This is a genomic window from Microbacterium natoriense (assembly GCF_030816295.1).
GTDB classification, from domain to species: domain Bacteria; phylum Actinomycetota; class Actinomycetes; order Actinomycetales; family Microbacteriaceae; genus Microbacterium; species Microbacterium natoriense_A.
Genome location: NZ_JAUSXV010000001.1, coordinates 991,252 through 1,010,793 on the forward strand (window position 1 = coordinate 991,252; position 19,542 = coordinate 1,010,793).

The 19,542-nt window shown below is 68.8% G+C and carries 18 protein-coding genes; 8 read left to right on the plus strand and 10 right to left on the minus strand.

From position 1 onward, the window contains the following. Positions 1-100: 100 nt before the first annotated feature. Positions 101-778 (minus strand): NUDIX hydrolase, encoded by a 678-nt coding sequence (locus QFZ53_RS04710; protein ID WP_307294082.1) that lies wholly within the window; start codon positions 776-778, stop codon positions 101-103. Positions 779-833: 55 nt separating this feature from the next. On the opposite strand from QFZ53_RS04710, the gene QFZ53_RS04715 reads away from it, so the two are divergent. Then, positions 834-1,205, plus strand: coding sequence for a sterol carrier family protein (locus QFZ53_RS04715; RefSeq protein WP_307294084.1), 372 nt, complete (start codon positions 834-836; stop codon positions 1,203-1,205). A 33-nt stretch (positions 1,206-1,238) separates the two neighbouring features. On the opposite strand, the gene QFZ53_RS04720 is transcribed toward QFZ53_RS04715, so the two are convergent. The 3 genes from QFZ53_RS04720 to QFZ53_RS04730 are packed head-to-tail and all read right to left on the minus strand — an operon-like array spanning position 1,239 to position 4,188. Continuing rightward, positions 1,239-2,024: a heme ABC transporter ATP-binding protein gene (locus QFZ53_RS04720; protein WP_373426233.1), complete on the minus strand. Its 786-nt coding sequence runs from the start codon at positions 2,022-2,024 to the stop codon at positions 1,239-1,241. Further along, the gene (locus QFZ53_RS04725) at positions 2,015-3,088 is read right to left on the minus strand and encodes a FecCD family ABC transporter permease (protein WP_307294088.1); all 1,074 of its coding nucleotides are present in this window, start codon (positions 3,086-3,088) and stop codon (positions 2,015-2,017) included. Before QFZ53_RS04725 ends, QFZ53_RS04720 begins: the two co-directional genes overlap by 10 nt. Further along, entirely contained in the window at positions 3,085-4,188 is a 1,104-nt protein-coding gene (locus QFZ53_RS04730) for a heme/hemin ABC transporter substrate-binding protein (RefSeq protein ID WP_307294090.1), read from the minus strand. Before QFZ53_RS04730 ends, QFZ53_RS04725 begins: the two co-directional genes overlap by 4 nt. Positions 4,189-4,350: 162 nt before the next feature. Here QFZ53_RS04730 and QFZ53_RS04735 point away from each other — a divergent pair, with 162 nt between their 5' ends. Further along, positions 4,351-7,671 carry an HtaA domain-containing protein gene (locus QFZ53_RS04735; RefSeq protein ID WP_307294092.1) on the plus strand — a complete coding sequence of 1,107 codons (3,321 nt, stop codon included), beginning with the start codon at positions 4,351-4,353 and terminating at the stop codon, positions 7,669-7,671. A 124-nt stretch (positions 7,672-7,795) separates the two neighbouring features. Further along, a complete protein-coding gene (locus QFZ53_RS04740) occupies positions 7,796-8,110 on the plus strand; it encodes a potassium transporter Trk (RefSeq protein WP_292907477.1) in 315 nt (104 codons plus the stop codon). A gap of 6 nt (positions 8,111-8,116) precedes the next feature. On the opposite strand, the gene QFZ53_RS04745 is transcribed toward QFZ53_RS04740, so the two are convergent. Then, positions 8,117-8,722, minus strand: a complete 606-nt coding sequence (locus QFZ53_RS04745) for a zinc-binding alcohol dehydrogenase (RefSeq protein ID WP_307294093.1) — start codon at positions 8,720-8,722, stop codon at positions 8,117-8,119. 154 nt (positions 8,723-8,876) lie between these two features. On the opposite strand from QFZ53_RS04745, the gene QFZ53_RS04750 reads away from it, so the two are divergent. Genes QFZ53_RS04750 through QFZ53_RS04765 form a run of 4 tightly spaced genes read left to right on the plus strand, consistent with a single transcriptional unit; the run spans position 8,877 to position 13,072 of the window. Then, positions 8,877-9,119 (plus strand): hypothetical protein, encoded by a 243-nt coding sequence (locus QFZ53_RS04750; protein WP_307294095.1) that lies wholly within the window; start codon positions 8,877-8,879, stop codon positions 9,117-9,119. Positions 9,120-9,128: 9 nt separating this feature from the next. Further along, a complete protein-coding gene (gene purM / locus QFZ53_RS04755) occupies positions 9,129-10,262 on the plus strand; it encodes a phosphoribosylformylglycinamidine cyclo-ligase (RefSeq protein ID WP_307294097.1) in 1,134 nt (377 codons plus the stop codon). A gap of 24 nt (positions 10,263-10,286) precedes the next feature. Continuing rightward, the gene (purF, locus tag QFZ53_RS04760; RefSeq protein WP_307294098.1) at positions 10,287-11,753 is read left to right on the plus strand and encodes an amidophosphoribosyltransferase; all 1,467 of its coding nucleotides are present in this window, start codon (positions 10,287-10,289) and stop codon (positions 11,751-11,753) included. Next, complete coding sequence (locus tag QFZ53_RS04765; protein WP_307294099.1) at positions 11,753-13,072, plus strand: MFS transporter; 1,320 nt, start codon at positions 11,753-11,755, stop codon at positions 13,070-13,072. Before purF ends, QFZ53_RS04765 begins: the two co-directional genes overlap by 1 nt. A 135-nt stretch (positions 13,073-13,207) precedes the next feature. Here QFZ53_RS04765 and erm read toward each other — a convergent pair whose 3' ends face one another. Next, positions 13,208-13,969, minus strand: coding sequence for a 23S ribosomal RNA methyltransferase Erm (gene erm / locus QFZ53_RS04770; RefSeq protein WP_307294101.1), 762 nt, complete (start codon positions 13,967-13,969; stop codon positions 13,208-13,210). Between the two features lie 388 nt (positions 13,970-14,357). Beyond that, the gene (locus QFZ53_RS04775) at positions 14,358-14,549 is read right to left on the minus strand and encodes a DUF3073 domain-containing protein (RefSeq protein WP_045256918.1); all 192 of its coding nucleotides are present in this window, start codon (positions 14,547-14,549) and stop codon (positions 14,358-14,360) included. Between the two features lie 148 nt (positions 14,550-14,697). Between QFZ53_RS04775 and QFZ53_RS04780 the strand changes: the two genes are divergently transcribed. After that, positions 14,698-15,240 carry a universal stress protein gene (locus tag QFZ53_RS04780; RefSeq protein ID WP_307294102.1) on the plus strand — a complete coding sequence of 181 codons (543 nt, stop codon included), beginning with the start codon at positions 14,698-14,700 and terminating at the stop codon, positions 15,238-15,240. A 120-nt stretch (positions 15,241-15,360) separates the two neighbouring features. On the opposite strand, the gene QFZ53_RS04785 is transcribed toward QFZ53_RS04780, so the two are convergent. From QFZ53_RS04785 to QFZ53_RS04795, 3 genes are all read right to left on the minus strand, one after another. Further along, positions 15,361-15,996 (minus strand): PadR family transcriptional regulator, encoded by a 636-nt coding sequence (locus QFZ53_RS04785; protein WP_307294103.1) that lies wholly within the window; start codon positions 15,994-15,996, stop codon positions 15,361-15,363. After that, positions 15,993-16,832 carry a DUF4097 family beta strand repeat-containing protein gene (locus QFZ53_RS04790; protein ID WP_307294105.1) on the minus strand — a complete coding sequence of 280 codons (840 nt, stop codon included), beginning with the start codon at positions 16,830-16,832 and terminating at the stop codon, positions 15,993-15,995. The genes QFZ53_RS04785 and QFZ53_RS04790 overlap by 4 nt, the downstream gene beginning before the upstream one ends. Before the next feature lie 216 nt (positions 16,833-17,048). Further along, on the minus strand, positions 17,049-19,526 hold the full coding sequence (locus tag QFZ53_RS04795) for a glycogen/starch/alpha-glucan phosphorylase (protein ID WP_307294107.1): 2,478 nt from the start codon (positions 19,524-19,526) through the stop codon (positions 17,049-17,051). Positions 19,527-19,542 lie beyond the last annotated feature (16 nt).

Consider the following 19,542-nt stretch of genomic DNA (forward strand, 5'->3'; position numbering starts at 1 on the left):
GGCCCCCTGCCCGAAACAGGTCAACCGCACGAATGGAGGAAGGATGCGGAGGATCTCTCCTCTTTTGGCGCGGTTGACCTATTTTCGTGTCGGAGAGTAGTCAGACCGTGACGGGGCGCTCGACAGACCGGTCCCACGACCGCGTCCAGCCGGCCGCGTCGAAGATGCCGTCGAGCACCATCGCCGTGAAGCCCCACACGATCGTGCCGTCGACATCGAACGCGGGGCCCTTCCACGTGCGTCCCATGCGACTGATGGTCGAGGTGAAGCGGATGCTCGGATCGAGCAGCTGCGCGACGGGAACACGGAACACCTCGACGGTCTCGGCGTGATCGACCGCGACGACGCGCGAGGGCGACCGCCACCAGCCGAGCACGGGCGTCACCCGGTGGTTGCTGGCGGCCAGGGGCAACTCGGACAGGGTCGCGAGCACCTCGACTCCGGCCGGGTCGAGCCCGGTCTCCTCCTGAGCCTCGCGCAGCGCGGTGGCGACGGCATCCGAGTCCTGCTCCTCCCGTCGTCCGCCGGGGAACGACACCTGGCCAGGATGCGAGGAGAGCGTGGCCGCCCTGCGCTGCAGGAGCACGTCGAGATCGCCCGCGACGGTGAGCTCGTCGGTGCGCGCGGGGATGCTGTCGAGCTTGCCGAACAGCACGAGGACCGACGCCTCGTGCGCGCTGCCGACGACCGGCGGGAAGGGCGCGGCCCACCCGGAACTGCGCCGGGCTGCGGCGATCAGCTCGGCGCGGGCGCCGTGCAGGGTCTCTTTCGAAGTCATCGGCTCGAGCCTATGCCCGCTGCGGCCGGATCGGGCGGGTGCGTACGCTGGGATCATGCCTCCGAAGAAGATCGACATCATCGACGGGCGCACGGCTCTCGACGCGGTGCGCGCCGCGGATGCCGCGGGCGAGAAACCGCAGCGCACGTCACTGGCCACCGCCGTGCGGTACCTGCTGCAGCTGCTCGATGAGAAGGCGCCGGGAGGCACCGTCGAGGTGCGCGTGCCGCCGTTCGGAGCGGTGCAGGTCATCCAGGGGCCGCGCCACACCCGCGGCACCCCGCCGAACGTGGTCGAGATGGACGCGGCGACCTGGATCGCGGTCGCGACCGGGGTCGAGGATTGGGCGGATGCCGCGGCATCCGGCCGGGTCCACGCCTCCGGGACCCGCGCCGATCTCTCGGGAGTCCTGCCGCTGCGCCCCTGACGCCTGCGCCTCCGTGCGCGCGGACGCACCGCTTCAGCGCCGGGCGACCACGAGCGGCACCCCCGTGCCCGGGTGTGGGAACAAATCGACCGCCTGCCCGTAGACCTCTTCGATCCTTGCGGCGGTGAGCACTTCGGCCGGTGCTCCGGTCGCGGCGACTCGGCCATCGGCGAGGAGCGTCACCCGGTCGGCGTGAGCGAGCGCGGCATTCAGATCGTGCAGCACGATCGCCACCGCGGTGCCGGCGCCGGCCTGTGTGCGGATGAGGCGCATGACGTCTTCGTGATGCTTGAGATCGAGGGCGGCGCTCGGTTCGTCGAGCAGCAGGATGCCGGTGCGCTGTGCGAGCACGCGGGCGAGCGCCACCCGCGCCCGCTCCCCGCCGGACAGCGACGTCACCGCGCGATCGGCCAGCGGCAGCACCTCTGTCGCCGTCATCGCGGAGAACACGATCTCGTCGTCGTCGTCATCATCGCCCGCGGCGGTGTGCGCCCACGGCGCGCGTCCCATGCGCACGACCTGCGCGGCCGTGAACGGGAAGGTCACGGTGTTCTCCTGCAGCAGTACGGCTCTCCGTCGCGCGAGCTCCCGGGGGCGGATGCCGCCGATGGGAGCGCCGTCGAGTTCCACGACTCCCTCGGCGGGGGAGACATCGCCCGCCAGAACCCCGAACAGCGTCGACTTGCCGGCGCCGTTCGGGCCGACGAGCGCGTGGACTTCGCCCGCGCGGACCTCGATCGACACCCCGGCGAGGATCTCGCGGCTTTCGCCGACGCGCACGGTCACGCCTCGACCCGACAGGCGCACGCTCACGCCCATCCCCCCGAGCGCCGCCGCGTCCTGACGAGGAGCCAGAGGAAGAAAGGGCCCCCGACCAGGGCTGTGATCATGCCGATGGGCAGGTCGGCCAGCGGCACCGCGGTGCGGGCGAACAGGTCGGCGAGCGAGATCAGCAGAGCCCCGCCGAGCGCCGACGCGATCACGAGCGGAAGGTGGGCCGGGCCGATGATCATGCGCATGAGATGGGGGACGACGAGACCGGCGAAGCCGATGATGCCGGCGAACGACACGGCGGCGCACACGAGCACCGCGACGGTCACGATCACGACGATCCGGAGCGCCTCCACGTCGAGTCCGAGATGTCGGGCCGTGCGCTCGCCCAGAGCGAAGAGGTCGAGTCTCCGCGCGACGAGGAGCGCGACGAGCACACCGACCGCGACGAGCGGTGCGACCAGGGCGGCATGCGACCACAGCGCTCCGTTCAGCGAACCCAGTTGCCAGAACACGATCTGCTCGCGGGTCGAGGTGGTGCCGAGGAACGTGAGGAACGCCATGCCCGCTCCGGCTATCGCGTTGATCGCGATGCCGGTCAGCAGCAGCGTGACGACTTCGGTCCGGCCGCCCGAGCGGCTGATGAAGTACACCGCGAGCACCGCCGCGAGGCCGCCGAGGAACGCGAACACCGGCGTGGTCCACATGCCGAACGCGGCGAGCCCGAGCGTGATGCTGGCTGCGGCGCCGAGGGCTGCGCCGGACGAGACGCCGACGACGCCGGCATCCGCCAAGGGGTTGCCGAATATCGCCTGCATGAGAACGCCGGACACGGCGAGAGCCGCCCCGACGAGCAGGCCGAGCACGATCCGCGGCAGACGGATGCTGTAGATCACGCCGTAGTCCGCGGCGACATCCGGCGCCCAGGCGGTGTCGATCCCGATGCCGCGCAGGAGCACGCCGACGAGGCCTGTGGGTGAGAGCTGGTACTGGCCGTTCGTGATCGAGGCCGCGCAGGTGATCGCGAGCGCGACCACGAGTCCGACCGCGACCAGCGCGAACCGCAGCCCGCGGTGCGTCGCGGGGGTCGAGGTGACGACCTCGCCGGTCACTTCGACGGCTCGGGGGCGTAGAGAGCGCGGGCGAGTGCGAGCACGATGTCGGCCGAGCGCGGGCCGAAGCTGAGTACGGCCGTGTCCGCCATGTCGATCACTCGGCGGTTCGCGCCGGCCGGCGTCTCGGCCACGGCGGGTATCCGATCGATGAGGCCGTCGATACCGCCGACCGACTCCAGGCCGTCGGTCATCATGACGAGCACGTCCGGCTGCGCTGCGACGAGGGCTTCGGCGGTCATCGGCTTCATGCCCTCCCATCCGATCTCGCCGGCGACGTCGACCCCTCCGACGGCGTCGATCAGGGAGTCCGCCCCGGAGTCCTCGCCGAAGATGTAGTAGACGTTCGCGCTGCCGCGCACATAGAGGAACAGCATGCGCGCCCGGTCGTGCTCGTCGGAGGGGACGACCTCGGCGATCTCGGCGAGGGCCTGGTCGAGTCGAGCGTCGAGTCGCTCGATCAGTGCGCGTCCGCGGCTCGGGACGCCGAGAGCTGCTGCGATCTGCGCGACGAGCTGGTCGGTCGTGTCGAGTCGACGATCGCTGGAGATCACGACCACGGCGATTCCCGCGTCGCGCAGCTGCTGACGGACCTCTTTCGGCCCGATGGTCGTGTCGGTGAGGACCACGGTCGGAGCCAGCTCGATGATCGCCTCGGCGTTCAGGGTGTGGCCGGTCTTGGTGACGACGGGAAGTTCTTCCGTGCCTGCGAAGTCGGTGGACGAATCGCGTCCGACGACCTGGTCGCCGAGGCCCAGAGCGAACACCGTCGATGAGATGGTGCCCGAGATGTCGATCGGCAGGATGCGGTCGACATCGGTGACCTCGACCTCGCGCCCCTCGTCGTCGGTCACGGTCACGGGCAGCGTCGGCGCGGTGCTGTCATCGACCGGCTCGATCGCACTGCTCGGCAGGCAGGCCGTCGACTGCCCGGTGACAGCGCGCACGTCGCTCACCAGATCGAGGGAGCGGAGAGGGACGGATGCTGCCGCGCAGGCCTCGGGGACGTTCTGCGGCGCGGCCACCGGACCGGCGGTGCTGCAAGAGGTGAGGCCCGCCGCCAGAGCGACGGCGACGAAGACGACGAGAAGGCGACGCATTAGGCAAGGCTAACCTAAAAGTTGACGGAATCCGATGCGCCGGTCTACTGTCGGAAACGGTAGGACTTAGCTAAGCCTAACCAAACACTCCCCTTCGTCCGACTGTACAGCGGCACCGACGGCATGCGCTCACGTGCGCCCCGCGGGGTCCGGAGAGAATCCGTGAACGACACAGCCACAGCATCCTCGGCTAGCACGCGCACCCGTGCGATCCTCGCCACCCTGATAACGCTCTTTCTCCTCGTGACCGGGCTCTCGGTTGCCGTTCCCGCGCACGCGGCTGACGGCTCGGTATCCTCCTCTGTGACGTCGGCGGACGCATCGGGGCTCACAGTTCAAGTGCAGGCATCCGGGCTTCCGGCCGACGCGACCGGCGCTTACGCGGCGCTGATCGTCAAGGGCACAGAAGCCGGGCTCTCCGGCGGCGGTGGATACGCGGCGTTCGCGATCCCGTTCCCGACGGTGTCGGGCGGAGCGAGCTCGTTCACTCTGACCGCGCCGGTCGACAAGCTCGACCGCGCACAGGTGTACGAGGTCTTGATCTGGAAGCAGCACTCGAACCCCGACGCCACGACGATCTACGGGCGAGGCGACGTCGCGATCAGCGGCGGGCAGTGGGACTCCGTGTTCGGCACGGCGCCGGGAACCGATCCAGGGACCGACCCTGGAACTGATCCCGGGACTGATCCCGGGACCGACCCTGGCACCGACCCTGGCACGACGCCTCCCGCATCCGCATCGCTCTCGGTCTTCCTCTCCGACGGTGTCACGCCTGCGGCAGGGGCCGTGCTCACGGCCGGCGACCGGATCGTCGTGAAGGGCGCCGGTTACGACCCGACTGCGAACGTCGGCGGGCGCGGCGTTCCGATCCCGTCGACCCTGCCTCAGGGCACCTACGTCGTCTTCGGCAACTTCGCGGAGAACTGGCAGCCGTCCGTCGGCGCCGCGTCCTCCACCCGCGCGGTCGGAACGCAGGTCTGGGCGCTCGCCGAAGGCGTGCTGGATCAGGTGCCGCCGCAGTACCAGTCGGCGATCCGCGCGCAGTGGGTCGACATCGCCGCCGACGGCACGTTCCAGGCGACGCTGACCCTGAAGGACGCACCGGCGAAGCCGGGCTCATACGGCGTCTACACCTACGGCGCGGGCGGTGTCGTGAACGCCGACCAGGAGCGCAGCGTCGCGGTGAGCTACTCGACAGCACCGACGATCTCGGTCGCATCGGCCGTGTCTGCGGGCTCGGCCGGCATCACGGCGACCGTGACGGCCAAGAACTTCGGCGCGACCACCGGGGTCTATGCGGCGGTCATCGAGACCGGAACCGAGGCCCAGGTCACCGCGGGCGGCGGATTCGCCGCGATGCAGTACGTCCGCGGCATCACCGGCGGCGCGTTCACAGTCGCCCTCGACGCGCCCGCCGCAGCACTGGACCGCACGAAGACCTACGAGGTCATCGTGTGGAAGCAGCACACCATGCCGGGCGCCGACACGATCCTCGCCCGGGCCGCCGTCGCGATCAGCGAGGCGGACTGGGACCTTGTCGCACCTCGACCTGACGCGCCCTCCGTCGCAGCCACCGTGAAGTCCGCGACGGCGAAGGACGGTCTCACGATCTCTGCCGCCGGCGCGCAGCTCGGAACGATCACGGGCGCCTATGTCGCCCTGATCGAGGCGGGCACCGAGGCCGAGGTCACCGCGGGCGGCGGATTCGCCGCCATGCAGTACGTCCGTGGCATCACCGGCGGCGCGTTCACGATCGACCTGACCGCGGCGGCCGAGACGCTCGACCGCACGAAGACCTACGAGGTCATCGTGTGGAAGCAGCACACCATGCCGGGCGCCGACACGATCCTCGCCCGGGCCGCCGTGACCATCACGCCGCAGCAGTGGGACATCCTGAAGCCCGGACCGGAGGTCCCCGTCGATCCGGGCACGCCGACGTCCCCCGTCGCCACGGTCCCCGGCGGTTCTCTGCGCTGGGCGGTGTCGACCTCGTTCGTCGACTACATCACCGGCCCGATCGCGCAGGGCGCCATCGACGTGTCAGGCGGCGCGACACGATCGAACGGCCAGTTCCAGTTCGGTCAGGCCGCGGGCAGCACGTTCGATGCCGCAACCGGCCTCGGCACGGTGTCCTACGTCGGCGCTGTGCGCTTCACCGGACACCACGGGGTGCTGGACGTCACGATCTCGAGCCCGCAGATCCGCATCGGCACTGCCGACACCGCCACGCTGTTCGTGACGAACGGCGGCAGCCAGGTCGCCTTCGCGACTCTCGACCTGTCGCGGGCCGCGAAGATCACGGCGAACGGAGCGGTCACGTACTCACAGGCGCCCGCAACGCTCACGAGTGCCGGGCGCGATCAGGTGCTGCAGGGCTACTCCACCGCGCTGAGTCCGGTGAGCTTCACCGTCGGCGCCGCGGCAGCCGCGCCTGCAGGCTCCACGGGCACGGTGGCGGCGGCATCCGTCGTCAAGAAGAAGCCGATCCCGACATCCGCTCCCTCCTCGTCGGGCATCGAGATCGACGAGGCGGCGCTCGCCGCTCTCCAGGCCGGCGGCACAGCGACGATCACGGCGTCCGGATTCCAGCCCAACGAGAAGGACATCGCAGTCGTCGTGTACTCCACGCCCGTTCTGCTCGGCACGGTGACCGCGGATGCCGCAGGCGCCGCCAGCTGGACAGGCTCTCTGCCGGCGACCCTCGAGAACGGCGAGCACACGCTGACGCTGCAGGGCTCGGTCGATCGCGGACTCGCGTTCACACTCACCCGCGGGCAGACCGCGATCGGAGCGTGTTCGATCGAAGGCGCCACTCTGAGCTGGGGCTTCAAGGAGTCGTTCCGCACCTACATCGAGGGCATCGCGCACGGCGGTTGGACGCTGACCGACGTCGCGTACGAATACCCCGATTTCGTCTGGAGCGGCGGCAGCGGCTCGCTCGACGATGAGACCCGTGCGGGTCTGGTGACCTACGGCGGCGCCATCGCGTTCACGGGTCACGACGGAGCTCTCGACACGACCGTGTCGAACTTCCGCATCGAGCTGGCGGGCGAGACGGGCTACATCGTGGTCGACGTCAGCGGCACGACGCAGGCGGGCGAGAGCATCGATCAGAAGGACGTCCGCTTCGCAGAGTTCGCGCTGCCCGAGGCGGCCGACGGTGCGATCACGGTCGACGCGGCTGCGGCCACGCTGACCGATGCCGGAGCGGCAGCCTTCGGAACCTACGCCGCGGGCGAGCAGCTCGACCCGGTGAGCGCGGTGATCCCGGTCGGGGCGGAGTGCGGCGTGGCCGCCGCCTCGGACGAAGAGGAAACGGACGCTGCGACGGCACTCAGCGCGGTCACCGAGATCGCGTCTCACGAGGGTGCGCCGGTGTGGCCGTGGATCGGCGGCGGGGTCGTGCTCGTGCTGCTCCTCGTCGGCGGCGGCGTGCTGATCGCACGTCGGAGGGTCGAGGTCGCCGAGGTCGCGGAGGGCTGAGCTCGACCGCCTCACCCGGAGGGGCGCTGCAGGGCCGGATCGGGGGGATTCGGCCCTGCAGGTGTGCGCCCGCGGCGACCTGCAGGGCGGTGCGCCCCACAGGCAACGGTGGGAGAATGGACGCATGGCCCCCTCAGACTCCGCTCAGATCGCCTCCGCGACAGTGCGCAAGGTTCCGCGTTACGGCGTCTTCATGGGCATCGGCGTCGTGGTCGGCGTGATCGTCGCAGGCGTCCTCACGTTCGCTGGCAGCTTCGAGCCCTCAGAGGCGCTGAACGTCGTCTACCCCGCAGGCCAGGTCTTCGGATTCCTCCTGCTGTGGACGGCGCCGATCGGCCTCGCCCTCGGCGGTGTCGCCGGACTCATCGCCGAGCGCATCGCGCGGCGCAAGGACCACGTCGTGCGGGTTCAGCGCGAGACGATCATCGAGAGCGACTGACCGCTCTCACGCCAGCTCGCCGATGATGGGGCGGATCGCCCCGTCGAACGCGACGATGTCGCGGCGCAGCCCGTCGGTCACTGCGACGGTGAGCGCTCCGATCCACCAGATCCCCCGCTGCGAGAACGGCAGCACCTGCACGTTCAGCTCGAAGGAATGCGCGCGGCGGCCGACTTCGCGTTCGAACTCGGCGATCGCACTGGCGTACGCGCGGTAGGAGTCGCCGCCGGTGTGGCTCTTGACCGAGGACACGTAGCGATCGTGAGCGGCCCGCGCGTACTGCAGAGAGGATGCCGCATGCGGCGCGATCGCGGCGGTGAGCTCCGCTGCGCCCGACGCCGGCAGCGCGACGAGGGTGTCGAAGCCGTCGACGAGTTCGAGCGGCACACCGGAGGGGTGGGCGCGCGGTTCCACCGTCATGTCCCAGTAGTCGAGCCACTGGCTCTCGATCTCCGGGGTCGCTTCGATCGCGTCATGCGCTCTGACCGGCAGATCGCGCAGGCTCGGAAGGTCTGCGGGCACGCGGATGCCGAGGGCCTGCCGCAGCGCGAGCGCGACGAGCACCGGAACGCCCGCGTCTTCGCGGATCAGCCACTGCGGCTTCTCAGACATGTGCCCATCGTATTTCGCGCGGCGGTCGCCGCGCCCCTCCGCGGAGAATCCCGCCGCGTTCTTCCCGTCGTATCCGCCTCGTTCCGGTCGCACTTCGTGCCGTCTCGTCGCCCGTCCCGGCGGTTCCGGTCGCGATTCGTGCCGCCTCATTCGGATGGAAGCGGCACGAACTGCGACCGGAACCGAGCGGCGGATGCTGCCAGCGGCACCAACTGCGACCGGAGTGATCTGGTTCCCGCAGAGCGGATCCGACGGCCTGGCGACGATCGGCCGAGGCTGCGGATCGGGCGGGCGGCGGGATCAGCGACTCACCGGCGTGCCGGACCTTCCGCTCGGCGGGGTGCCCCGGCATCCGCTCTCCGCCTTCTCGGAGATCGGGCAGGCGGCGGGACGGTAGGATCGAGGGGTGGCTGCCTCCCCCACCAATCCCTATTCCGAAGCCGGCGTCGACACCGCTGCAGGTGATCTCGCCGTCGAGCTGATGAAGTCTTCCGTGCGCGCGACGCACGGCCTTGAAGTGCTCGGCGGTGTCGGCGGATTCGCCGGCCTCTTCGATGCCAGCGCGCTGCTCGGCTACCGCCGTCCGCTGCTCGCGAGCAGCACCGACGGCGTCGGCACGAAGGTGGCGATCGCCCAGGCGATCGACAAGCACGACACGATCGGCCAGGACCTGGTCGGCATGGTCGTCGACGACATCGTCGTGGTGGGCGCCAAGCCGCTGTTCATGACCGACTACATCGCGTGCGGCAAGGTCGTCCCGCAGCGCATCGCCGACATCGTGCGCGGCATCGCCGAGGCGTGCTCGGCCACGGGCACGGCGCTCGTCGGCGGCGAGACGGCAGAGCACCCCGGCCTCCTCGGTCCGCGCGACTACGACGTGGCGGGAGCTGCGACAGGTGTCGTCGAGGCCGACGCGATCCTCGGCGCCGAGCGCGTGCAGGACGGCGACGTCGTGCTCGCCGTGCAGTCGAGCGGTCTGCACTCGAACGGCTACTCGCTCGTGCGCCACATCATCACGAACGCGGGCATCGCATACGCCGACCAGGCCGCCGACTTCGGCACAACCTGGGGCGAGGCGCTGCTCGAGCCGACGCGGCTCTACACGCTTCCTCTGCTGCGCCTGATCGACGCGCTCGGCTCTTCGACAGGCGGCTCAGGGGCCCCAGCCGTGCACGCGCTCAGCCACGTGACCGGCGGCGGCATCGCGGCGAACCTCGCACGTGTGCTCCCGCAGGGGAGCTGGGCCGAAGTCGACCGCAGCACCTGGTCGCCCAGCCCGGTCTTCCGCGTGCTCAGCGACATCGCCGGCTCCTCTCTCGAGTCTGCGGAGGGCACCTGGAACCTCGGCATCGGCTTCCTCGCGGTGATCGCGCAGGACAAGAAGGATGCCGCGATCGCGGCGCTCGCCGCAGAGGGCATGCCCGCGTGGCAGGTCGCGACGGTGGGCTTCGGCGCACGTCCGGCCGGAGAGTTCGAACAGGGCGCCAAGGGCGTCGACGGCGGAGCGGTGCGCCTCGTCGGCGCATACGCCTCTCACTGAAGAAACGGATGAAGTAGACACTCCATGTGCGGCATCGTCGGAATGGTCGGAACGGCCCCGGTCAACCAGGACATCTACGACGCTCTGCTCCTGCTGCAGCACCGCGGGCAGGACGCGACGGGCATCGCCACCGCCGAGTCGAACGGCGTCATGCACAACGCGAAGGCGCAGGGCATGGTCCGCGAGGCCTTCCGCACCCGCGACATGCGCGCGCTTCTCGGCAATGTCGGCCTCGGACACGTGCGCTACGCGACCAAGGGCACCGCCTCGAACGAAGAGGAGATGCAGCCGTTCTACGTGAACGCGCCGTACGGCATCATCCTCATCCACAACGGCAACCTCACCAACACGCGCGAGCTCACCGCCGACATGGCCAAGCGCGACCGCCGCCACCTGAACTCCTCGAGCGACACCGAGCTGCTGCTGAACGTGCTCGCGGGCGAGCTGCAGAACACCACCTCGACCGTCGATCTCGACCCCGAGCGCGTGTTCGAGGCCGTCGCCCGCACGCATCAGCGCATCGAGGGCGCATACGCCGTCATCGCGGTGATCGCCGGATACGGTCTGCTCGCGTTCCGCGATCCCTTCGGCATCCGTCCGCTCATCCTCGGCCGTCGACCCTCGGCCGCCGTCGAGGGAAAGAGCGAGTGGGTCGTCGCGAGCGAATCGCTGGTGCTCGAGAACGGCGACTACGAGGTCGTCCGCGAGGTCGAACCCGGCGAGGCCGTGTTCATCACGAACGACGGCGAGCTGCACTCGCAGCAGTGTTCCGAGAACACGACTCTCGCGCCGTGCGCGTTCGAATACGTCTACCTCGCACGCCCGGACTCGGTCATGAACGGCATCTCGGTCTACGAGTCGCGCCTGCGCATGGGCGACCGCCTCGCCGACACGATCGCCAAGCACGTGCCGATGGACGAGATCGACGTCGTGATGCCGATCCCCGACTCCTCGCGCCCCGCCGCGATGGAGGTCGCCCGCAAGCTCGGCATCGAATACCGCGAGGGCTTCTACAAGAACCGCTACGTGGGCCGCACCTTCATCATGCCGGGCCAGGCGGTGCGCAAGAAGAGCGTGCGTCAGAAGCTGAACGCGATGTCCACCGAGTTCAAGGGCAAGCACGTGCTGCTCATCGACGACTCGATCGTCCGCGGCACCACCTCGAAGCAGATCATCCAGATGGCTCGGGATGCCGGTGCGAAATCCGTCACGTTCGCCTCTGCCGCGCCTCCGGTGCGGCATCCGCACGTCTACGGCATCAACATGCCTTCTCGGCACGAGCTCATCGCCCACGGCCGCACGATCCCCGAGATCGCCACGGAGCTCGGCGTCGACCACCTCGTCTACCAGGAGGTCGACGACCTCAAGGCCGCGATCACCGAGGGGTCGGGCGTGACCGAACTCGACATGAGCTGCTTCGACGGTCGTTACGTCACCGGCACGGTGAGCGACGAGTACCTGAGCTGGGTCGAGGAGTCGCAGACCTCTTGATGTCCGGGTCCCTGAGCCTGCCGAAGGGCCGGCCTCTCTGGGAGGGCCGGGCTCTTGCGTTGCTCGGCATCGTCCTCGTCGCGTTCTCGCTGCGCTCGGCGGTCGCGTCGCTGTCGCCGGTGATCGACCACGTCGCCGAGGAGTTCCCGATCTCCTCGGTCGTGGCCGGGCTCATCGGTGCAGCGCCGCCCGTCTGCTTCGCCGTGTTCGGGCTGCTCACGCCGCTGTTCGAACGACGGTTCGGTCTCGAACGCGTCGCCGTCGCGGCGATCGGCCTCATCGCCGCGGGTCTCGTGCTGCGCAGCCTTTCCGGGGACTCGACGTCGCTGCTGGCGGCGACCACGGTGGTGTTCGCCGGTGTCGGCTCGGGCAACATCCTGATGCCGCCGCTCGTCAAGAAGTACTTCCCCGATCGCCTCGGCCTCATGATGACCGTGTACTCGACGACCATGGCCGTGTCGACCTTCGTGCCGCCGCTCGTGGCCGTGCCGATCGCGGATTCCGCGGGGTGGCGTGTCTCGCTCGGGCTGTGGGGAGTCTTCGCCGCTCTCGCGCTGATCCCGTGGGTGACGATGCTGCTGACCGACCGCACTGGTGCGAGCGGGGCGGCGGGCGCGCTGGTCAAGCCGCCTTTCGTCGAGAATCCCGACGACCGCGACGCGGCCGAGGTGGCGACCGGTCCGATCGTCACGAGTCCCGCGAACCCCAAGGTGTTCGGTCGGCTGTGGCGGCTGCCGATGGCCTGGTCGATCGCCCTGGTGTTCGGAGCCTCGTCGACGCTCGCCTACGTATCGTTCGCATGGCTACCCGCGATCCTGATCGACGTCGGAGGAGTGTCGGCCGCCGACGCGGGGCTGCTGCTCTCCCTGTTCGGTCTGATGGGCATGCCCTGCTCGCTCCTCGTGCCGATCCTGATCGTGCGTTTCCACGCGACCCGTCCCGTCTTCTTCTTCGGGATCGCCTGCGGACTGATCGGTCTCGCCGGGCTGCTGTTCGTGCCGACGGTGGGTCTTCCGCTCTGGGTCGCGATGTTCGGCCTCGCGCCGATGCTGTTCCCGCTGAGCCTGGTGCTGCTCAGCATCCGCTCTCGCACGCCCGAGAGCGCCGTCGCGCTCAGCGGGTTCGCGCAGAGCATCGGCTACGCAGTGGCTGCGCTGTTCCCGCTTCTCATCGGGGTGCTGCACGAGGCGACCGGCAGCTGGCAGGTACCGCTGCTGCTGCTCGTCGGCGTCCTGATCGCGGTGATCCCGGCAGGATGGATCGCCGGGCGACGTCGCACCATCGAAGAGGACTGGGAGCGCCGGTACGGCCGTTGGTGACCGGGCGATCGGGAGAGCGGCCTCGTCAGGCTGTTCCTCGGGTCGGACGATGTGCTGGTCGCCTGTCGAGCCGCTCGTCAGCCGCTGGATCGAACTGGTTGGCGCCGGCCGAGGCCGCCTCGCGCGCTGACCCGGTCAGCCTCGGGCCGCCCGCCACAGAGCCGCCCATTGCTCCGCATCGAGATCACGAGGCAGCGCCCTGGGCGTCACGCCGGCCTCGGACAGGGCTCGCGCGGCCGAAGCGGATGTGAGAGTGGACGCCCGCCGGACGATGCTGTCGAGCCTGCCGCCGCGGCCCGTGAAGACGTCACGGACGAATCTCTCGTACCGCTGTCGTTCTCGGAGGGGTATCAGAGGTGAAGCGCGTCGGGTGATCGTGAGGATGCCGCCGTCGACGCCCGCACGAGGGACGAACCCCCAGGCGGGTACCCTGCCGCGCAGAGCGAACTCGAACCACGGCGCACTCTGCGCGGTCATCATTGTGCGGGCGCCCACGCCTGCACGCTTGCGGGCGACCTCCCATTGCGTGACGAGGACGGCGTGCTTCCACGAGTGCGTCGACAGGAGTCGTCGAAGGATGGGCGTCGTCAGATGGAACGGGATGTTCCCGATGATGACCGGCGCGTCGAGCGGGTGGTGCAACGCGTCGGCGTGCACCACGTGCACGTGCGGGAGAACGCGCGCGAGCCGTCGTGCCCGGTGCTCATCGATCTCAATCGCGGTGACGTGCCTTCCGGTCGTCGCCAGCCGCCGGGTGATGGCACCGTCGCCGGCGCCGAGCTCGAGGATCGGTCCGGTCGTCGAGCTGGCGAGCGCGGCGAGGATGTCGAGGCTCGAGCGGTGGACGAGGAAGTTCTGGCCGAGTTCGTGGCGGCCGCCGAAGGTGGAACGAGGCATGGAAATGCTCCAAGGGGAAGGATCTGGAGCACCGAGGAAGGGCCGGGCCGAGGGCGCGCGAAAGTGCCTTCCGAGGTGCGTAGTGACATCTCGGAGAACGGCGCGCTCAATCGAGCCGGTGCGAGCGCGCCGTCAGTCGCGGCGGTCGCGGAAGGTGAAGAAGCGCCCCGTCACGGGCGCGAAGCATATTGTTCCCACAGACCGACCCTAACAGGAGGTTGCGCTGCATCGGAATACTCGGACGCGCTCATCGACGGTCGCGTCGCCGATGGCACGAGTGGCTGGAACGGTGGGAGAAACGTCGAGCCGCCGGCTGATGGCGCAGACCTCCGGGTACGACGAAACCCCCGCGCAACGCGCGGGGGGAGACGACGAGCAGAAGAGGCGGTCAGGCCTTCTCTAGTTCGTCCTCGTCTTCGTCGGCGTACTCATCGGCCCACTTGTCGACGTACTCGGGTTCCGAGTCGTCGCTCGGGTGCCCGAGCTCTCGTTCCAGCGCCGAATAGTTCACAGACGGACTGAACGACTTGAGTTCGCGGGCGATTTTGGTGTGCTTCGCCTTTTGACGGCCACGGCCCATGCGCGAGACCCCCTCACGAGTCAGCAGCCGGGCGGTGGGGCCCGGCGCGTTTCAGGACACCGGCTCGAGGCCGGTAAGAGTAGCATTCAGAATAGCACGCGGGTAAGGCCCTCTCGCTGTGGCCCGCCTGGTGAAGGGAGCGATTCTCATGACCGACAACCCCTCTGCGCCGAGCGAGGAAGCCGCACAGAACGCGGCTCTGCAGAAAGCGGTGATCGTCGGGCTGCAGCCCGACCAGTCGCAGCACGTGCTGGACGAAGCCATGAAGTACGCGCGCCTCCTCGGCGCGCCCCTGGTCGTCGTGCACGTCGACGTCACTCGGTTCGTCACCTACGAAGACCCCGACGGCTACGTGCACTCCGCTCCGATCGACATCAACTTCGAAGCCGGAGCTGCGGAGTTCGAAGCCGTGCAGGCCACCGCATCCGCTGTGCTCGACAGCACCGGACTCACCTGGACCGCTCGCCAGCTCGTCGGCGACCCCGCCATCGCGATCAAGCAGCTCGCAAACAAGCTCGACGCGCAGCTGATCGTCGTCGGCACGCGCAAGCGCGGCATCGGCGAGTCGATCCGCGAGTTCTTCACCGGATCGGTCGCCGCGCGCCTGGCACACCGTCAGCATCGTTCGGTGCTCGTGGTGCCCCTGGAAGAGCCTGTTCCGGACACCCAGAAGGACATCTGGGTCGAGTAGCTCTCCGGTCGTTGGGCGAGGAGCTCAGCGACGAGAAGAAACGCGGAATCGGTCCTACGACTGATTCCGCGTTTCGTCTCGCTTCGCTCGCTCAACGACCGGCGTGGAGAGGTCGCTCCCTCAACGACCGGGTGCCTGCAGCGCGGCCAGCGCCGCGGTGACGCCCTTGGACGCCGCCTCCAGGCCGTCTTCGAGCTCGGAGACGATGGATGCCGGCAGCACGCCGCCGCGCGCGACATGCGTGCGCAGATCGGTGCGCACCCTGGCGCGAAACGCGTTGATGACGGCATCCGCCCGATGGATCTCTTCGCGGCTGACGATCCGCTCGTCGTCTGCGGGAGTGCGCGGGCGGGTCTTCGACGACGCGCGATCGTCGCGCGCCGCGCTGGCGAGATCGGCGCGGAGGCTTTTCATCGCCTCCTGCACGCTCTGGCGGACTTCGTTCGCGATCAGCCGTACCGAATCGGTGAGCCCGGCCTCGATGCCCGCGAGTTCGCCCTCGCGCGCCGTGACCTCGGCCCGTCCGGCGTCGGTGATCGTGTAGATCGTGGTGCGGCCGTCGACGGTCTTCGTGACGAGGCCCTCCTCTTCGAGCTTCGCCAGTCGCGGGTAGATCGTGCCGGCGCTGGGCGTGTATGTGCCGCCCGTCCGGTCGGTGAGGGCCTGGATGATGCCGTAGCCGTGCTGCGGGGACTCCGCGATCAGCGCGAGCAGGTACAGGCGCAGGTCGCCGTGGGAGAAGACTGCCGGGCTCATGCTTCCCACTCCGGGTCGTTCACGATCGACTCGGTCGCGCGGCGCAGCACGGTCACCCCGCCCGAGACGGAGTTCGCGCGCAGGTCGACGAAGCGTCCGGCGAGTTCACCGGTCGAACCGGTGAAGTTGCTGGGACCGCTCGATCCTCGCTCGACTCCGTCGACGAGGATGCGTCCGCTCATCGAGCGGATCACGTAGTTGGCCGCGAGGGACTCGTCGAGCCGCACGGTCGTGCCGCCGGAGACTGAGTTCACGTTTATGGCGTTCACGTCTCCTGCTGCATCGATCATGGTCGTCCCCGACACGATGTCGACGGTCGCCTTGCGGATCGTTCCCGTGGCGGCGACATCACCCGAGACGCTGTTGGCGTTGATCGACCCGGTCAGGCCACGCACCTGCACGTCGCCCGAGACGGTGTTGATCGAGAGGTCGCCGATCAGCGTGTCGACGATGATGTCGCCCGAGACGGTGCTCAGCCGGGCATCGTTGCGGATGCCGGAGACGAGCGCACCGGCGCTGACCACGCCCAGGTTCAGGGCGATCGAGCGGGGGACGGCGACGCTGACCTCGGCCTTGGGGCCGCCAGCGCCGAAGTTGCGGAACACCTCGAGGAAGTTGTCCCAGCCCAGCTGCGGGTGATCGATCTCGACCTGGCCGTCGATCGACTCGATGCGAAGGTCCTTGGTGGTGACGCCGTGCACCTCGATGCGGATGCCGGGCTCGTCATGGGCGATCACGTCGACCTGCCCGCCGACGAGCCCGATCTTCAGACGGGTCACGTTCTCGATGTCGATCACGCGTTCCTCGCCCGGGGCGATGAGCCACTTCTCGGTCATGTTGCTTCTCCTTGTTCGGAATCGCGCTATATCGCGTTTGAACAGCGTAACACGATATAGCTCGATTTGGTCAAGACGCATCGCGATTTCTCGGAACGTCTGCAGGATCGGCGCACGAATGCAGGACACGAACGGGTGGGATGCTCCTGCAGACGTGCCCGGCCCCTGCAGACGTCCCGAGTGCGAAGTGGATGCGCGGGAGGCCGGCGGGGCGGGTCAGGCCAGCGGCGGGGTGTGCCAGATGCGGTCGATGTAGTCGCGGATCGATCGGTCCGAGGAGAAGAATCCGGTGCGGGCGACGTTGAGGACGGCCGAGCGGGTCCACGCCTCCTGATCGGCGTACGCGGCATCCACCCGCTCCTGGGCCGCGATGTACGAGGCGTAGTCGGCGAGCACCATGAACCGATCTTCGTAGAGAAGATTCGACACGACCGGCTCGAAGACCGAGCGATCGCCGCGTGAGAACGCCCCTGAGGCGATCAGATCGATCGCGGCCCGGAGCCCGGCATCGGCCTGGTAGAACTCGCTGGGCCGATATCCGCGTGCGCTGAGCGCCTCGACCTCGGGTTCGCTCATGCCGAAGAGGAAGAAGTGGTCGTCGCCGACGAGTTCGCGGATCTCGACGTTGGCGCCGTCATCGGTGCCGATCGTCAGGGCGCCGTTGAGGGCGAACTTCATGTTGCCGGTGCCCGAGGCCTCTTTTCCGGCGAGCGAGATCTGTTCGGAGAGGTCGGCGGCGGGGATGACCCGTTCGGCGAGGGTCACGTTGTAGTTCGGCGGGAAGATGACCTTCAGGCGCCCATCGAGCCGGGGGTCGCTGTTCACGACCGATCCCACCGCGTTGATCAGATGGATGATCCGCTTGGCCATCGTGTATCCCGGCGCGGCCTTCGCCCCGAAGATCACGGTGCGCGGCTGGACATCGGATGCCGCGACCCGCCCAGACACCACGCCCTCGTAGGTCGAGACCACATGCAGCACCTTCAGAAGCTGCCGCTTGTACTCGTGCAGGCGCTTCACCATCACGTCGAGCATGTGACCGTCGCTCACCTCGAATCCGTCTCGTTCACGGAGCACGTCGTTCAGCCGACGCTTGTTCGCGGCTTTGACCTCGGCGAAGGAGGCGCGGAACCCGGCGTCGTCGGCGAACGGCTCCAGCTCGCGCAGGCGCTCGAGATCGGTGAGCCAGCCCTCGCCGATCGCCTCGGTGATGAGCCCCGACAGCCCGGGATTCGCCAGGCGCAGGAACCGACGGGGCGTGACACCGTTGGTCACGTTGGTGAACTTGCCGGGGAAGAAGTCGTCGAAGTCGCTGAGCACCTTGTCGCGCAGCAGTTGCGAGTGCAGTTCGGCGACGCCGTTGACCTTCGCCCCCGCGACCGTCGCGAGGTACGCCATCCGGACCGAACGGACCGGATGCTCCGCGATGATCGACATGTTGCGGATGCGCATCTCGTCGTCGCCGTAGCGGGCGCGCACGGCATCCAGGAACTCCTCGTTGATCCGGTAGATGATCTCGAGGTGTCGTGGGAGCAGACGGCCGAGCAGCTCGACGGGCCAGACCTCGAGGGCCTCGGGCAGCAGCGTGTGGCACGTGTAGGCGAAGCACTGCCGCGTGATCGCCCACGCGGCATCCCAGTCCATCTTCTTCTCGTCGACGAGAACGCGCATGAACTCGGGAACCGCGATCACCGGGTGCGTGTCGTTGAGCTGGAAGATCACGCGCTCGGGGAGCTTCGCGAGGTCGTAGTCGCCGGGGAGCATGCTGTCGAGGAAGTCGTGGATGGATGCCGCGACGAAGAAGTACTGCTGCTGCAGGCGCAACTCCTTGCCCTGCGGCGTCGAGTCCTCCGGGTAGAGCACCTTGGAGATGGTCTCGGCGTACGTCTGGGCGCGCACCGCCTCTTCGTAGTCGCCCGAATTGAAGATCCGCAGATCGAAAGCCTTGGTCGCCACCGCGCTCCACAGCCGGAGAGTGTTCACTCGGCCGTTCTGAAAGCCGGGGATCATGTAGTTGTACGGCACCGCCTGCACGTTCCACCCCGGCACCCAGCGCGAGCGCGTGACGCCCTCGTCGTCGTAGGTCTCGGTGTGACCGCCGAAGGCGATCGTCTGCGCGTCCTCCGGGCGGGCGAACTCCCACGGCGAGCCGAGCGACAGCCAGGAATCCGGCTGCTCGACCTGCTGGCCGTCGACGAACGTCTGCCGGAAGATCCCGTACTCGTAGCGGATGCCGTAGCCGATGCTCGGCACGCCGAGCGTCGCGAGCGAGTCGACGAAGCAGGCCGCGAGCCGGCCGAGGCCGCCGTTGCCGAGCCCCGGTTCCACCTCGTGCTGGCGCAGATCGTCGAGCGAGACGCCGCACGATGCGAGCGCCTCCTGCGCGATGTCGGCGAGCCCTCCGGCGAGAAGGTTGTTGTCGAGCTGGCGGCCCAGAAGATACTCGGCCGAGAGATAGCAGACGCCCTTCGCCTGCGACTCCTTCTGGCGGCGCAGATCCTCGAGCCATCGCGCCATCAGGTAGTCGCGGACCGTGTGCGCGAGCGCGAAGTACCGATCGTTCTCGCTCGACGCCGACAGTGCGACACCACGGTCGAAATTGAGGTTGTGCAGGAAGTCGGCGACGAATGCGTCGGCCGACGTCTCCGGAGCGGTCACAGGGGCGAGGGCGAGGGGATGCGTGGCGCGGGTCACGTGTCGACGGTATCGA